This window comes from Pseudomonas emilianonis (genome assembly GCF_023072625.1).
Lineage (GTDB): Bacteria > Pseudomonadota > Gammaproteobacteria > Pseudomonadales > Pseudomonadaceae > Aquipseudomonas > Aquipseudomonas paraveronii.
The window spans coordinates 22,283-37,743 of record NZ_JAKNRV010000013.1 but is presented as its reverse complement, the minus strand read 5'-3'; the positions used below and the strand labels follow the sequence as shown (position 1 = coordinate 37,743).

Below are 15,461 nucleotides of genomic sequence, written 5' to 3'. Positions count from 1 at the left end.
GCACCAGCTCATCCTGGGCGCGGCGCAGGGTTTCTTCGGCCTGGCGGCGCTCGCGAATCTGCCCCTTGAGGCGCTCGTTGCTGGCGCGCAGGTCGGCGGTGCGTTCGGCAATCCGGCGCTCCAACTGGCTATTGGCTTCCTGCAAGGCTTCCCGGGCGGCGAGGCGGGTGGCGATGACTTTGCGTCGTTCGTTCCAGGCAATCAGCAGGAACGCCACCAGGCCAAAGGCGACGGCCACCAGGATGCCCTGGTTGATCGCCGCCCGGCGCAGGTCGTTGAGCGGGGTGAGCAGGGTGAAATTCCACGGTGTGTCGCTCAGGGGCCGGGTCTGCGCCAGGTAGCTGACTTCGTGCTCGTCGGCCACCACTTCGCTGTTGGCCGGAAAGGTCAGTTTTTCCGTACCCTCGTTGAGGCGCTCGCGGGCCAGGGGCTCCAGCTCGTTCAGCGTCGCCCAGTAATATTGCAGGCTGTGTGCCAGGCGGTCCTTGGTCTCGTCGCTCAGGGGGCGCACGGCTTTGAGGCGGCGGGCCGGGTCGCTGGAGAGGATGATGATGCCATTCTCGTCGCTGACAAACGCTTCGAGACGCGCGCGTTTCCAGCGATCTTCCAGGGCTTCGAGGCGGACCTTGACCACGGCGACGCCGATGATCTTGCCGTGTTCTTCCAGGCCATGGGCCAGGTAGTAGCCGGGTTCGCCGTTGGTGCTGCCGATGCCATAGAACCGCCCGGGCTGGCCGCGCACGGCGTTTTGGAAATAGGCGCGGAAGGACAGGTCTTCACCCTGGTAACTGTCGGCATCGCGCCAGTTACTGGTGGCCAGCACACGGCCGGTGGTATCCATCACATAGATGGCCCGACTGCGGCTGCGCCGGTTCAGGCCTTCGAGGTAGTCGTTGACGGTTTTGCGGGTGTCCTGGTTCGGCTCGGCCAGCAGCGCGGAGACGCTGGATTCCAGTTCCAGCAGGCTGGGCAGGTAGGTGTATTTGCTCAGCTCGCTTTCGACGGTGCGGGCATGCAGCTCCAACTGGCGTTCGCCGGTATCGCTGAGGGTGCGGATGCCATAGTACTCACTGATCCAGAAGCCGATGTAACCCAAGCCGATCATCAGGGCGATGGTCAACGGCGGCAGGAACAGTTGGCGAATCAGACGAGGCTTCACGGCAAGTGATGGCGGCGCGGCGCGATAGAGGTTGGGGTCGCATTTCATCACAGATGCCTTGGGTCAACCAGAGCTTGCCAACTCGCTCGGCCCAGTGTGGGAGGGAGCAAGCCCTCTCCCACATTGAACCGGTTTCTACAGTGCAAGCTAGGTAGTGCTTAGTGCTGCAGGATTTTCTCGAGGAAGTGCTGCGCGCGTTCGGAGCGGGCGCTGATGTCGCCGAAGAACTCTTCTTTCGGGCAGTCCTCGATGATCTTGCCGGCGTCCATGAAGATCACGCGGTCGGCCACTTTGCGGGCGAAGCCCATTTCGTGGGTCACGCACATCATGGTCATGCCTTCCTGGGCCAGTTGCACCATCACGTCCAGCACTTCGTTGACCATTTCCGGGTCGAGGGCCGAGGTCGGTTCGTCGAACAGCATGACGATCGGGTCCATGGCCAGGGCGCGGGCAATCGCCACACGTTGCTGCTGGCCACCGGAAAGCTGGCCAGGGTGCTTGTGGGCGTGCGCCGACAGGCCGACGCGTTCAAGCAGTTGCAGGCCCTTTTTGGTGGCTTCTTCCTTGCTGCGGCCGAGCACCTTGATCTGCGCGATGGTCAGGTTTTCGGTGATGGTCAGGTGCGGGAACAGCTCGAAGTGCTGGAACACCATGCCGACGCGCGAACGCAGTTTCGGCAGGTTGGTCTTCGGGTCGGCGATGGACGTCCCGTCGACGATCACGTCGCCTTTCTGGAACGGTTCCAGCGCGTTGACGCACTTGATCAGGGTGGATTTACCCGAACCAGACGGCCCGCACACCACGATCACTTCGCCTTTTTTAACCTCGGTGCTGCAATCGGTCAGCACCTGGAAGTCGCCATACCACTTGTTGATGTTCTTGATAGAGATCATACGGCAAACCTTTTTTGCAGACGCTTGACCAGCAGCGAGGCGGAAAAGCTGATGATGAAGTAGACGACACCGGCGAAGATCAGGAACTCATTGGAGCGGCCGATGATGTCGCCGTTGGAGCGGGCGGAGTTGAGGAAGTCCACCAGGCCCACGGTGTAGACCAGCGAGGTGTCCTGGAACAGGATGATGCTCTGTTGCAGCAGCAACGGGGTCATCTTGCGGAACGCCTGGGGCAGGATGATCAGACGCATGGTCTGGCCATACGTCATGCCCATCGCCTGTGCGGCTGCCATCTGGCCCTTGGGGATCGACTGCACGCCGGCCCGCACGATTTCACAGAAGTACGCGGCCTCGAACATCATGAAGGCCACGACGCAGGAAGTGAACGCACCGATTGGCGTGTCTTCGCCGGTGATCCAGCGCAGCACGAAGGGCACCGCCAGGTAGAACCAGGTGATGACCAGCAGCAACGGAATCGAGCGGAAGTAGTTCACGTAGGCGCCGGCCAGGCGCGATAGCAGCTTGCTGGACGACAGGCGCATCAACGCCAGGGCTGTGCCGAGAGCAATACCGCCGACCACGCCCATGACCATCAACTGCAAGGTCATGATCATGCCGTTCCACAGGCCGGGGATCGCGGGGATGATGCCGCTGAAATCGAGTTCCATTATTTACCCCCCACGGAGATCAGGCCGGGCACGGCGACTTTCTTCTCGACCAGGCGCATCAGCAACATCAAGCTCATGTTCAGGGTGAAGTAGATCAGCGTGGCCAGGGTGAAGGCTTCAAACAGGTTGGCCGAGAACTCGGCGGTCTGCTTGGTTTGCGCCAGCAATTCCATCAGGCCGATCAAGGACGCCACGGAGGAGTTCTTGAACACGTTGAGGAATTCCGAGGTAAGCGGCGGAATGATGATCCGGTAGGCCTGGGGCAGCAGCACGTTCCAGTAGATCTGCGGCAGCTTGAAACCCATGGCGCGAGCGGCGGCTTCCTGGCCACGCGGCAGCGCCTGGATGCCGGTGCGTACTTGCTCGCAGACACGGGCGGCGGTGAACAGGCCCAGGCACACCACAACGCTCAGGTAGGCCGAGGTGGTCGGGTTCAGGTCTTGCTTGTACCAGTCCTGCAGGTTTTGCGGCAGCAGGTCGGGTATCAGGAAGTACCAGATGAACAGTTGCACCAGCAGCGGCACGTTACGAAACAGTTCCACGTAGCAGGTCGCGATGCCTGATACGAGGCGGTTTGGCACGGTGCGCATGACCCCCAGAATGGAGCCCAGCAGCAAGGCGATAATCCATGCCACGACGGCGATGGCAATGGTCCAGCCCAGGCCGGCGATGTACCAGTCGAGATAAGTCTCGCTGCCAACGCCAGTGGACTTGAAGAACACGCCCCAGTCCCAGTTGTAATTCATTAGGGTCTCCCCTCGAGATCGATCGATGTACAAGCACCCGCTTGGGGAAAATCCATTCCCGCCCGACGGTGAACGCCAGGCACACGCGATCGGCTCGAAAACCGCCCGGTCGAGTGTTCCAAAATAAAGCCAGCAGGTAGTAACAGACGCCTGAGGGAGGGTTGGCTCCCTCAGGAGATAAGGTTAGCCAGGAATCAGATTTTTACGTCAGGAGCTGGCTTGTCGGTTGGGTTCTTGATCAGTGCCTTGACCTTGTCGCTCATTGGGAAGCTCAGGTTCAGGCCTTTTGGTGGGATCGGGCTTTCGAACCACTTGCTGTAGATCTTGTTGATTTCGCCGGATTTGTACAGGCCAACGATGGCGTCATCCACGGCTTTCTTGAACGCAGGATCTTCTTTGCGAACCATGCAGGCGTAGGCTTCGAAGGACTGCGGAGTGCCGGTAATGACCCAGTCGTCGGGCTTCTTGGCCTTGGCTTCTTCACCCGCCAGCAGGGCGTCGTCCATCATGAAGGCAACGGCACGGCCGCTTTCCAGCATCTGGAAGGATTCGCCGTGGTCTTTGGCGGAGATGACGTTCATGCCCATCTGCTTGTCGGCGTTCATCGCCTTGATGATGCGCTCGGACGTGGTGCCGGCGGTGGTCACGACGTTCTTGCCTTTCAGGTCGGCGAAGTCGCTATAGGACGGCTTGCCATCCTTGTCTTTCTTGACCAGCAGGCGGGTGCCGATTTCGAAGATGTTGGTGGTGAACGCGACTTGCTGGGCGCGTTCGGCGTTGTTGGTGGTGGAACCGCACTCAATGTCCACGGTGCCGTTCTGCACCAGCGGGATACGGGTCTGCGAAGTGACCAGGTTGTACTTGGCCTGCAGTTGGGGTTTGTTCAGGTCTTTTTTCAGGGCTTCGACGATAGCCAGCTGAATGTCGTGGGAGTAGCCCACCGGTTTGCCCGAACCATCCGCGATGTAGGAAAACGGAATGGAGCTGTCGCGGTGCCCGAGGGTGATGGTGCCGGAGTCGTTGATTTTCTTCAGCGTGCCGGTGAGTTCGGCGGCGAAAACTGGAGTGCTGATCAGAGCGGCAGCGATAGCTGCGCCCAAGATATGGGGAACGATGCGCATCAATACTTCCTCGACATTTGTTTTTTTTATGAAGCCGGTTAAGCGGCTCTCTTATACAGCGAATGCCCATGACGGCTCCTGAGGCATCTCAGGCAATCGTCCTGAAGTGTAGAGCATGAGTCGTGCCAGACCGTGAATAAAATACTAACTATATGATTTATATAGGTATTAACTTTGCGTGACGGAATATTTATAACGGCTGGGTCCGGCAAACCGAATCAGGCATTGGGTGGCGTTCGGAAAGCCGAATGGACGCGCCGATATAACAAAGCCCCTGGACCTTACGGCGCAGGGGCTTTTGTGAGAGCGGTCTGTCAGGCCGCCTGGATCTTGCTGCGGCTCAATTCAACCTTGGACAGGTAACGCTGCACGTTGGCCTGTTCTTCCGGGGTGGTGGACAGGCCGAGCTTGGTGCGGCGCCACAGCACGTCCTCGGGCTGGGTCGCCCATTCTTCGGTACACAGGTAGTCGACTTCGCGGGTGTACAGACCGCCACCGAGGTGGTCGCCGAGGTCGGCCAGCGATTGCACGCCTTCCAGCAGGCGCCAGGTACGGCTGCCGTAGGTGGTGGACCAGCGGCGCGCGATGTCGCTTGGCACCCAGTCGAACCGGGCGCGGATGGCCGCAGCCAGGGCTTCTGGCGTGCTCATGTCTTCGCCGCCCGGTAGGCTGGCGGTGGCGGTCCAGCTTGGGCGCATCTGCGTGAAATAAGGCGCCAGGTGGGCCATCGCCGACTCGGCGAGCTTGCGGTAGGTGGTCAGTTTGCCGCCGAACACCGACAGGATCGGCGCCTCGCCAGTGCCGCCGGAGAGCGACAGGGTGTAGTCGCGGGTGATGGCCGACGGGTTGTCTGACTCGTCGTTGCACAGCGGGCGCACGCCGGAGTAGGTGTGGACGATGTCATCGCGGCTCAGTTGCTTCTTGAAGTGAGCGTTGACCACCTTGAGCATGTAGTCGGTTTCACCTTCGGTAATCGTCACTTTCGCCGGATCGCCGGTGTATTCGCGGTCGGTGGTGCCGATGATGGTCAGGTGGTCCAGGTATGGAATCGTGAAAACGATGCGCTGGTCTTCGTTCTGCAGGATATGCGCGTGGGCGCCTTCGTACAGTCTTGGCACGATCAGGTGGCTGCCCTGGATCAGACGGATGCCGTAGGGCGAATCCAGCTTCAAGTCTTCCTTGATGAACTTGGCGACCCACGGCCCGGCGGCGTTCACCAGCGCCTTGGCGCGGATCGAGAACAGGCTGCCGTCGGCGCGTTCCATGTTCATTTCCCACAGGCCCTTGCTGCGGTGTGCGCTGACGCAACGGGTCTGGGTATGGATGTGTGCGCCTTTTTCGCGGGCAGCCATGGCATTGAGTACCACCAGGCGGGCGTCATCGACCCAGCAGTCGGAATATTCGAAGCCTTTGGTGATTTCGCTTTTCAGCGGGCTATCGGGGCCGAACTTGAGGCTTTTCGAACCCGCGAGTTTTTCGCGCTTGCCCAGGTGGTCATACAGGAACAGGCCTGCGCGGATCATCCACGCAGGCCGCAGGTGCGGGCGGTGCGGCAATACAAAGCGCATCTGCTTGACGATGTGCGGGGCCTTGGCCAGCAGCACTTCGCGTTCGGCCAGGGCTTCGCGCACCAGGCGGAATTCGTAATGTTCGAGGTAACGCAGCCCACCGTGGATCAGCTTGCTGCTGGCGGAGGAAGTGTGGCTGGCCAAGTCGTCCTTTTCGCAAAGGAATACCGACAAACCGCGACCGGCTGCGTCTGCTGCAATGCCGACGCCATTGATCCCGCCACCGATAACGGCAACGTCATAGACTTCGGCAAGCGGTGGAGCAGGCAAGGTAGAAGGGTTCATCGGCTGGCCTCGTGATCTTTTCGTATTGGAATTCGAACATTGATGTTCATTTTCGAAAATGGTAGCTGATAAACGCGCCTACAGCCACCCGAATTCGATTGAAAAAACTCATCGAAGGGTGAGGAAAGGAAAATTTGTGAACATGTGCCTGGGGAAGGCTCAAGGAAATGGGGGGTGGATCAATCGCCATCGGGGGCAAGCCCCCTCCCACACTTTGATGTGTGAACCCATTCAAATGTGGGAGGGGGCTTGCCCCCGATAGCGTCAGTGCAGGCGCTAGACGACTTCCAGACGAACCTTATGCTGGTTCAACAACTGCACCAACGCCGGCACCGGCTGCTGGTCAGTCACCAGGCAGTCCACCAGGCTGATCGGCCCCAGGCGAATCATGGCATTGCGCCCGAATTTGCTCGAGTCCGCCGCCAGAATCACCTTGCGCGCATTGGCGATGATCGCCTGGGAAACCCGCACTTCCTGGTAGTCGAAGTCGAGCAGGCTGCCGTCTTCATCGATGCCGCTGATGCCTACCAGGGCGAAATCGACCTTGAACTGGTTGATAAAGTCGACGCTGGCCTGGCCCACGACACCGCCATCACGCCGCACATTGCCGCCGGTCAGCAGCACGTCAAAGTCGTCCTTGGCGCTGAGCATGGTGGCGACGTTGAGGTTGTTGGTGATGATTTTCAGGTGATTGTGGTTGAGCAACGCACGGGCGATGGATTCGGTGGTGGTGCCGATGTTGATGAACAGCGAGGCGTGGTCGGGGATTTGTGCGGCGATCGCTTCGCCGATGCGCTGTTTCTCGTCGCGCATCTGGTCGGCACGCATGGCGTATGCGGTGTTTTCGACGCTGGAATCATAGGCCGCGCCGCCGTGGTAGCGGCGCAACAGGTTGGCGTCCGCCAACTGGTTGATATCGCGGCGGATGGTTTGTGGGGTGACAACGAACAACTGCGCCATTTCCTCGATACTGACGTAGCCGCGTTCGCGGACCAGTTCGAGGATTTGTTGCTGGCGGGGAGGCAGATTCATGGGGCGTCCTTTGGGCTGCCATACAAAAGTGGCCCATGATGACGCAGGAATCTGCTCCCTGCCAGTTACAACCCTAAGTGGTTCCGGCGGATGGCTTATTCAGCGCCTTCGTGAGGTTCCCAATCACGGGTGCGGCTCACCGCTTTTTGCCAGCCGGCGTAGAGTTTCTCCTTGGCCGTTTCTTCGAGCTGGGGTTCGAAGAAGCGCTCGATCACCGCCTTGCCACGCAATTCCTCCAGGCTGCCCCAGAAGCCACAGGCCAGGCCCGCCAGGTAGGCGGCGCCGAGTGCCGTGGTTTCGCGCATTTGCGGGCGCTCGACCTGGGTGCCGAGGATGTCGGCCTGGAACTGCATCAGGAAGTTGTTTGCCACCGCGCCGCCGTCCACGCGCAGGGATTTGAGGCGTTCGCCGGAATCCTGCTGCATGGCGTCCAATACGTCGCGGGTCTGGTAGGCAATTGACTCCAGGGCTGCGCGAATAATGTGATCCACGCGCACGCCACGGGTCAGGCCGAACAGTGCGCCACGGGCATACGGGTCCCAATACGGCGCGCCCAGGCCGGTGAACGCGGGCACCAGGTACACGCCGTTGCTGTCCTTGACCTTGCCGGCGAAGTATTCGGTGTCATGGGCGTCGTTGATGATTTTCAGCTCGTCGCGCAGCCACTGTACGGTGGAACCGCCGTTGAATACTGCGCCTTCCAGGGCGTAGGCCACTTCGCCACGCGGGCCGCAAGCGATGGTGGTGAGCATGCCATGCTTGGATTTCACTGCTTTGTCGCCGGTGTTCATCAACAGGAAGCAGCCGGTGCCGTAAGTGTTCTTGGCCTGGCCCGGTTCCACGCACATCTGGCCGAACAGCGCGGCCTGCTGGTCACCGGCGATGCCGCCGATGGCAATGCCGCTTTTGGTGCGGCCGTAGATTTCCGACGAAGATTTTACTTCTGGCAGCATTTCGCGCGGCACGTCGAGGATGTCCAGCATCTTCGCGTCCCACTCCAGGGTGTGGATGTTGAAGAGCATGGTGCGCGAGGCGTTGGTGTAGTCGGTGACGTGGGTCTTGCCGCCGGTAAATTTCCAGATCAGCCAGCTGTCGATGGTGCCGAACAGCAGCTCGCCGTTGCGCGCACGTTCGCGGCTGCCTTCGACGTTATCGAGAATCCACTTGAGCTTGGTGCCGGAGAAGTACGGGTCGGTGACCAGGCCGGTGGTGTCGCTGATGTATTGCTCGTGGCCATCACGCTTGAGCTGCTGGCAGATTTCGGTGCTGCGGCGGCACTGCCAAACGATGGCGTTGTAGATCGGGCGGCCGGTGACTTTATCCCAGACCACGGTGGTTTCACGCTGGTTGGTGATGCCGATAGCGGCGACTTGGTCATGGTGCAGTCCGGCTTGGGCCAGGGCTTCGACCATCACCGCGCTCTGGGTGGCGAAGATCTCCATCGGGTCATGTTCGACCCAGCCCGCTTGTGGGTAATGCTGGACGAATTCACGCTGGGCGGTACAGACCACGTTAGCGTCGCGATCGAAAATGATTGCCCGGGAACTGGTGGTGCCCTGATCAAGGGCAATGATGTAGTTCTTATTCTGAATATCGGTCATGTCGATTGCCTTGGACGAGAAATAAGGATTGGGTAAGCCGCCTGTGCCACGAAGGGGCAGGGTGGACCAGGCTGGCTATCAGGAAATACGGGTGTTGCCGTTGACGGCGCTTTCTTCAGTTTCGGCGGCAGCGGGCGCGGTGCTTGGCAGATGACGCGCAATCAGCCCGCGATACGCTGCCGCACCCAGGCATGCACCGACAATCGGCGCGAAAATCGGCACCAGGAAGTAGGGAATATCACGCCCGCCAGTAAAGGCCATTTCACCCCACCCGGCGAAAAAGGTCATCAGCTTGGGCCCGAAATCCCGCGCAGGGTTCATTGCAAAGCCGGTCAGCGGGCCCATGGCGCTGCCAATCACCGCGATCAGCAAACCGATCAGCAGCGGCGCCAGCGGGCCGCGTGGCAGGCCGTTGTTATCGTCGGTCAGGGCCATGATCACGCCCATCAGGATTGCGGTGATGACCATTTCCACCAGGAAGGCCTGGGCCGTGCTTAGCAGCGCATGGGGGTAGGTCGAGAAGACCGAGGCCAATTCCAGGCTGGCCTGGGTGCCGCGCACCATATGGTGGGTTTGTTCGTAATCGAAAAACAGGTTGCTGTAGAGCGTGTACACCAAGGCCGCGGAGCAGAAGGCACCGGCGACCTGGGCGAGGATATAGAAGGGCAGTTTGCGCTTGTCGAAATCGGCAAAAATACACAGGGCGATGCTGACCGCCGGGTTGAGATGAGCCCCGGAGATGCCCGCGCTCAGGTAGATCGCCATGCTGACGCCGATCCCCCAGATAATACTGATTTCCCACAGGCCAAAGCTGGCCCCCGCGACCTTGAGCGCAGCGACACAGCCTGTACCGAAGAAGATCAGAAGTGCAGTCCCCAGGAATTCGGCCATGCATTGGCTCGAAAGTGAAGGCTGTTGAAGAGCAGTTGTCATGGAAAACCTCAATTTGTTGTTCTTGTCTGGCGTCTGGCCTCAACGGGCCTTGCGCGTTGTTCGCCGTGCCGAGGATCCCCATCCCGGGCGCGGCTTACTGCTGGAATGCTGCAGATGTATTCCTACAGTATTCGGAAACGAAAAAATATAGACAAGAATGACGCCTGTCAAAGGTCGAAAGTGAACCGTCGGTCATTTTCGAACTATAAATTTGATGAATGATCACGCTCGCCACAGTAAGTATTGCCGGGAGTGAGGGGCGTACTAGAGCGTTTTGTGTGGGCTTGGCCTAGAATTGGCCATCCGTTTGTCACGCCTGGAGTGTCCATGACCCCCGCATTGGATTTGTTGAAAAAAGTTCGCGCCGAACATCGCATCCACAGTTATGAACACGATCCCAAGGCGGCGTCGTATGGCCTGGAGGCCGCGGAAAAGTTGGGTCTCGACCCGGCGCAAGTGTTCAAGACCTTACTCGCGAGCAGCGAGAAGGGCGAATTATTGGTGGCGGTGGTGCCGGTCGTCGGAAGTCTGGACTTAAAAGCCTTGGCCCATGCCGCTGGCGTGAAAAAAGTCGAGATGGCCGACCCGGCGGCAGCGCAGCGTTCCACCGGCTATCTGTTGGGCGGGATTAGCCCGCTGGGGCAGAAAAAGCGTTTGCGGACTTTTATCGATAGTTCGGCGCAGCCGTTCCCGACGATTTTTGTCAGCGCCGGGAGAAGGGGGCTGGAAGTGGAGTTGTCCGCAGCGGTCCTGGCCGAGCAGACCCAGGCCAAATTCGCGTCGATCGGGCGGGCCTGAGATCCAATGTGGTAGCGGGCTTGCCTGCTCCCACATTGATGAGTGTCGGTTGCTTCAGTTGGCAGGGCTGAAGCGCCGCACACCTGAATCGGCGTGCGGCACCTGCGCCGCAGTGCTGCCGGATGCCTGGAACAACACTAGGTGCTCGGCGGCGACACGAATGCCTACGTCTGCACCGACTTGATGGTCGGCATGGCTGGGGAAAATCGACTCCAGTTGTGCGCCCGTCGACAGCTGCAGGCGGTACAGGGTCGAGGCGCCAAGGAACGTCTTGCCGACGATCCGCGCTTTCAATGCACTGTCCGGCGCGTAGACGATGTCATCCGGGCGCAGCAATACATCCACGGCGCCGCCTGTCGGCCAGGTATACGCCCGGTTGCCACGCAGGTCGCCGAGCTCGGTGCTGACGGATTCCGGCGTGCTCAATTGGCCACGGATGAAATAGCCCTGGCCGACAAAGCTGGCAACGTAGGGTGTCAACGGCTCGTGATAGAGGTTGTAGGGCGTATCCCACTGCTCCAGGCGACCTTCCTTGAACACGCCGACGTGGTCACTCACGGCGAACGCTTCTTCCTGGTCATGGGTCACCAGGATCGCACTGGTGCCTCGTGCCTTGAGAATGTCGCGCACCTCATGGCTGAGCTTGCGCCGCAGTTCGCCATCGAGGTTGGAGAACGGTTCGTCGAGCAGCAACAATTGCGGCTCCGGCGCCAAGGCGCGGGCGAGGGCCACGCGTTGTTGCTGACCACCGGAAAGTTCGTGGGGGAAACGCTTGCCCAGGTTCTTCAGGTTAACCAGCTCTAGCAGTTCGGCGACCACGCGGTCTTTCTGCGGGTGCTTGCGAATGCCAAAGGCGATGTTGTCGGCCACGCTGAGGTGGGGAAACAGCGCGTAGTCCTGGAACACCATGCCGATGCGACGTTTCTCCGGCGCCAGGGTGAACCCTGCACTGGAGATGACTTCGCCGGCCAGGCTGATTTCGCCTTCGTGGACCGGTTCAAACCCTGCGATCGCGCGCAGGGTAGTGGTCTTGCCGCACCCCGAGGAACCGAGCAGGCAACCGATGTCGCCCGCGTTGAGGTGCAGGTTGAGGTTCTGCACCACCCGCTGATCTTGATAGCCGCATGCCAGATTGCGCAGGTTCAGCAGTAATGGCTGGCTCATGCGTGGTGGTACGCCGGCTCTACCAGAAATTCGAGCAGGGCCTTTTGTGCATGCAGGCGGTTTTCCGCCTGGTCCCAGGCGACCGAACGCGGGTCGTCGAGCAGGTCGAGGCTGATTTCTTCGCCACGGTGCGCGGGCAGGCAATGCATGAACAGCACGTCCGGCGCGGCCAGGTCGAGCAGGGCGCGGGTGACCTGGAACGGCGCAAACAGCTTCAGGCGCTTGGCGGTTTCGTCTTCCTGGCCCATGGAGGTCCAGACGTCGGTGCTTACCAAGTGTGCGCCGATCACCGCATCTTTTGGATCACGCAGGATTTGTACACGGCCATCAGCGTTGGCCAGGAACTCGGCGGACGGTTCGAAACCTTCCGGGCAGGCGATGCGCAGGTGGAAGTCGAATTGGATCGCCGCTTCTATATAGCTGTTGCACATGTTGTTGCCGTCGCCGATCCAGGCCACGGTCTTGCCCTGGATCGAGCCACGGTGTTCGAGGAAGGTTTGCATGTCGGCCAGCAACTGGCACGGGTGCAGGTCATCGGACAGGCCGTTGATCACCGGAACGCGGGAGTTGGCGGAAAATTCGGTCAGGGTGCTGTGGGCGAAGGTACGGATCATCACCGCATCGAGCATGCGCGACATGACAATCGCGCAATCGCTGATCGGCTCGCCACGGCCCAGTTGGGTGTCACGCGGCGACAGAAAGATGGCCTGGCCGCCCAGCTGGATCATGCCGGCCTCGAAGGACAAGCGGGTGCGGGTCGACGACTTCTCGAAAATCATCCCGAGCACGCGGTTTTTCAAAGGCTCGAACAGTACGCCGCGGTTACGCAGGTCTTTAAGCTCAATGCCTCGACGGATCACGCTGACCAGCTCTTCGGGCGTGCAATCCATCAGGGAGAGAAAGTGCCTTGCGCTCATCATTAACTACCTTTTTGCAACAGACCGCAGATACTCAAAGCCTTGTTTATTGTGAAAACGGGCGAGACCTGCGGCGAAAGCCGCACGGGGCGACGAAATAGGGGAAGGCGCGATCTTATAATTAAATGTCGCGTCTTACCAATAGGGCTACGGTGTTTAGGGGTGTTCAGATAGGCGCGATAGCGCTTTTGAAGACGATTTCCTGACAGCAGCGGGTCATTTGTACACTGGCGTTGCGACCTTTTGCAATCCGTGAGGGCGGGTCCAGGCCAGGCTGCGTCGGTTTCAGGGACTGTCCGGCAGGTTTTGAAACACTTTCTCACGTTTGCTCATGGCCTGGCCTGATGCCCCTCAATTCACGCGACGAACGTTGCTGGTGCCCGTTGCAGTCGCGGCCCATAGTCAGGCCAAAGCCCTAATAAAGAGACTGGCCATGACCAAGACTCTCCACCACCGTGCCTGCCATCTGTGCGAAGCCATTTGTGGTCTGACCCTGGAAACCACCCAAGCCGAAGATGGCAGCCTGGCGATCACTTCGATCAAGGGTGACGCACTGGACACGTTCAGTCGTGGGCATATCTGCCCCAAGGCCGTGGCGCTGCAGGATATCCAGAATGACCCGGACCGCCTGCGCCAGCCCATGCTGCGAGTGGGTAGCGAATGGCAACCGATTCCGTGGGAAGAGGCCTTCGCGCTGGTGGCCGAAAAACTGTCGGACATCCAGGCGCGCTACGGACAGAATTCGGTGGCGGTGTATCAGGGCAATCCCAGCGTGCATAACTATGGGCTGATGACCCACAGCAACTACTTCCTTGGCCTGCTCAAGACGCGTAACCGGTTTTCCGCGACGTCGGTCGACCAGTTGCCCCATCACCTCACCAGCCACCTGATGTACGGTCATGGCCTGTTGTTGCCGATTCCGGATATCGACCATACCGACTTCATGCTGATCCTCGGCGGCAACCCGCTGGCGTCCAACGGCAGCATCATGACGGTGCCCGACGTGGAGAAACGCCTCAAAGCCATCCAGGCCCGGGGCGGTAAAGTGGTGGTGGTCGACCCTCGGCGCAGCGAGACGGCGGCGATTGCCGATCAGCACCTGTTTGTGCGGCCCGGTGGCGACGCCGCGTTGCTGTTCGGACTGCTCAACACCTTGTTTGCCGAAAACCTGCCCCGTGACAGTCACTTGCCGATTGACGGCCTGGAGGACGTGCGTCGCGCAATCGCCGGGTTTACCGCCGAGGCCATGAGCCTCCAGTGTGCGGTGCCTGCTGAGCAGATCCGCCAACTGGCGCGGGATTTTGCCGCCGCAGATAAGGCGGTATGTTACGGGCGCATGGGCGTTTCGACGCAGGCGTTCGGCACGCTGTGCCATTGGCTGGTGCAATTGATCAACGTGGTCACCGGCAACCTGGATCGTCCGGGCGGTGCCTTGTGTACTACGCCGGCGGTGGACCTGGTGGCCTCGACTTCCGGCGGGCATTTCAATCGTTGGCAGAGCCGTGTGTCGGGGCGTCCGGAATACGCTGGCGAGTTGCCGGTGTCGGCGCTGGCGGAAGAAATGCTCACCGAAGGTGAAGGGCAGATCCGCGCCCTGGTCACCGTGGCCGGCAATCCGGTCCTATCAACCCCGAATGGCCGCCAGTTGGAGCAGGCCCTGGACGGGCTGGAGTTCATGGTCAGCGTCGATCTGTACATCAACGAGACGACGCGCTATGCCGACTTGATCCTGCCGTCCACCTCGGCGCTGGAAAACGATCACTACGACACCACGTTCAATATGTTCGCGGTGCGCAATGTCACCCGTTTCAATCGTGCGATCCTGCCCAAGCCTGAAGGCGCGCTGCATGACTGGGAGATCTTCGTTGGCTTGGCCAAGGCGTTTGCGGCGCACACCGGGGTTGCGCTCAAACCGACCCTGCCACCGGCGCAAATGATCGACTTCGGCCTGCGCGCCGGCGTGTATGGTGATGCTTCCAGCCACAAATTGTCGGTGGCGATGCTCGCTGAGCATCCCCACGGCGTGGACCTGGGCCCACTCAAGCCCAATCTCGCTGCGCGCCTGAACACCGCGAATGGTCGGGTGCAGGCGGCACCGGCGGTAATTCTGGCGGATCTGGCGCGTTTCGCGGCGCAACCGCTGCCACAGGCCAACGAATTGCTGTTGATCGGCCGCCGCCATGTGCGCAGCAACAACTCCTGGATGCACAACTATCACCGCTTGGTGAAGGGCAAGCCCCGGCACCAGTTGCACATGCATCCCGATGATCTGGCCAGCCGCCAATTGAGCGACGGGCAGCGGGTGAAGGTCAGCTCGCGCATCGGCATGATCGAGGTGGAGGTGGTCGCCAGCCTGGACATGATGCCTGGCGTGGTCAGCCTGCCGCACGGCTGGGGCCATGGTCGTCCGGGCGTGCAGATGACGATCGCCAGCAGTCAGCCGGGTGCCAGTGCGAACGACCTGACCGACGAACGGCAACTGGATGAGTTGTCGGGTAACGCCGCGCTGAACGGCGTGCCGGTACAGGTCGCTGCGGCATAATGTGCCCGAGCACCGCGCTGGGGTTTTGCGTTAC

General features: G+C 60.4%; 13 protein-coding genes. 2 read left to right on the top strand and 11 right to left on the bottom strand.

The window, feature by feature from the left end:
- The 9 genes from L9Z73_RS03320 to L9Z73_RS03280 form a co-directional block, all read right to left on the bottom strand.
- Window positions 1–1,207: cache domain-containing protein (locus L9Z73_RS03320; protein ID WP_282598498.1), on the bottom strand; the 1,207-nt coding region annotated here is incomplete at its 3' end.
- Window positions 1,208–1,317: 110 nt separating this feature from the next.
- Window positions 1,318–2,052 carry an amino acid ABC transporter ATP-binding protein gene (locus tag L9Z73_RS03315; RefSeq protein WP_065926530.1) on the bottom strand — a complete coding sequence of 245 codons (735 nt, stop codon included), beginning with the start codon at window positions 2,050–2,052 and terminating at the stop codon, window positions 1,318–1,320.
- A complete protein-coding gene (locus L9Z73_RS03310; protein WP_247396321.1) occupies window positions 2,049–2,720 on the bottom strand; it encodes an amino acid ABC transporter permease in 672 nt (223 codons plus the stop codon). The genes L9Z73_RS03315 and L9Z73_RS03310 overlap by 4 nt, the downstream gene beginning before the upstream one ends.
- On the bottom strand, window positions 2,720–3,466 hold the full coding sequence (locus L9Z73_RS03305; RefSeq protein ID WP_247396318.1) for an amino acid ABC transporter permease: 747 nt from the start codon (window positions 3,464–3,466) through the stop codon (window positions 2,720–2,722). The genes L9Z73_RS03310 and L9Z73_RS03305 overlap by 1 nt, the downstream gene beginning before the upstream one ends.
- A 194-nt stretch (window positions 3,467–3,660) precedes the next feature.
- Window positions 3,661–4,587 carry a glutamate/aspartate ABC transporter substrate-binding protein gene (locus tag L9Z73_RS03300; protein ID WP_247396316.1) on the bottom strand — a complete coding sequence of 309 codons (927 nt, stop codon included), beginning with the start codon at window positions 4,585–4,587 and terminating at the stop codon, window positions 3,661–3,663.
- A 314-nt stretch (window positions 4,588–4,901) separates the two neighbouring features.
- Window positions 4,902–6,440 carry a glycerol-3-phosphate dehydrogenase gene (glpD, locus tag L9Z73_RS03295; protein WP_247396315.1) on the bottom strand — a complete coding sequence of 513 codons (1,539 nt, stop codon included), beginning with the start codon at window positions 6,438–6,440 and terminating at the stop codon, window positions 4,902–4,904.
- Between the two features lie 276 nt (window positions 6,441–6,716).
- Window positions 6,717–7,472: a DeoR/GlpR family transcriptional regulator gene (locus L9Z73_RS03290; RefSeq protein WP_247396312.1), complete on the bottom strand. Its 756-nt coding sequence runs from the start codon at window positions 7,470–7,472 to the stop codon at window positions 6,717–6,719.
- 95 nt (window positions 7,473–7,567) lie between these two features.
- Window positions 7,568–9,073: a glycerol kinase GlpK gene (glpK, locus tag L9Z73_RS03285; RefSeq protein WP_247396310.1), complete on the bottom strand. Its 1,506-nt coding sequence runs from the start codon at window positions 9,071–9,073 to the stop codon at window positions 7,568–7,570.
- A gap of 78 nt (window positions 9,074–9,151) precedes the next feature.
- Window positions 9,152–10,006, bottom strand: coding sequence for an MIP/aquaporin family protein (locus L9Z73_RS03280; RefSeq protein ID WP_247396308.1), 855 nt, complete (start codon window positions 10,004–10,006; stop codon window positions 9,152–9,154).
- 327 nt (window positions 10,007–10,333) lie between these two features.
- On the opposite strand from L9Z73_RS03280, the gene ybaK reads away from it, so the two are divergent.
- On the top strand, window positions 10,334–10,804 hold the full coding sequence (ybaK, locus tag L9Z73_RS03275) for a Cys-tRNA(Pro) deacylase (protein ID WP_247396305.1): 471 nt from the start codon (window positions 10,334–10,336) through the stop codon (window positions 10,802–10,804).
- A 54-nt stretch (window positions 10,805–10,858) separates the two neighbouring features.
- Here the strand turns inward: ybaK and L9Z73_RS03270 are convergent, their stop codons facing one another.
- Window positions 10,859–11,968, bottom strand: a complete 1,110-nt coding sequence (locus L9Z73_RS03270) for an ABC transporter ATP-binding protein (protein WP_247396303.1) — start codon at window positions 11,966–11,968, stop codon at window positions 10,859–10,861.
- Window positions 11,965–12,885 carry an ornithine carbamoyltransferase gene (argF, locus tag L9Z73_RS03265; protein WP_247396301.1) on the bottom strand — a complete coding sequence of 307 codons (921 nt, stop codon included), beginning with the start codon at window positions 12,883–12,885 and terminating at the stop codon, window positions 11,965–11,967. Before argF ends, L9Z73_RS03270 begins: the two co-directional genes overlap by 4 nt.
- A 433-nt stretch (window positions 12,886–13,318) precedes the next feature.
- Here argF and L9Z73_RS03260 point away from each other — a divergent pair, with 433 nt between their 5' ends.
- On the top strand, window positions 13,319–15,427 hold the full coding sequence (locus tag L9Z73_RS03260; RefSeq protein ID WP_247396297.1) for a molybdopterin oxidoreductase family protein: 2,109 nt from the start codon (window positions 13,319–13,321) through the stop codon (window positions 15,425–15,427).
- The last annotated feature ends 34 nt before the right edge of the window (window positions 15,428–15,461 follow it).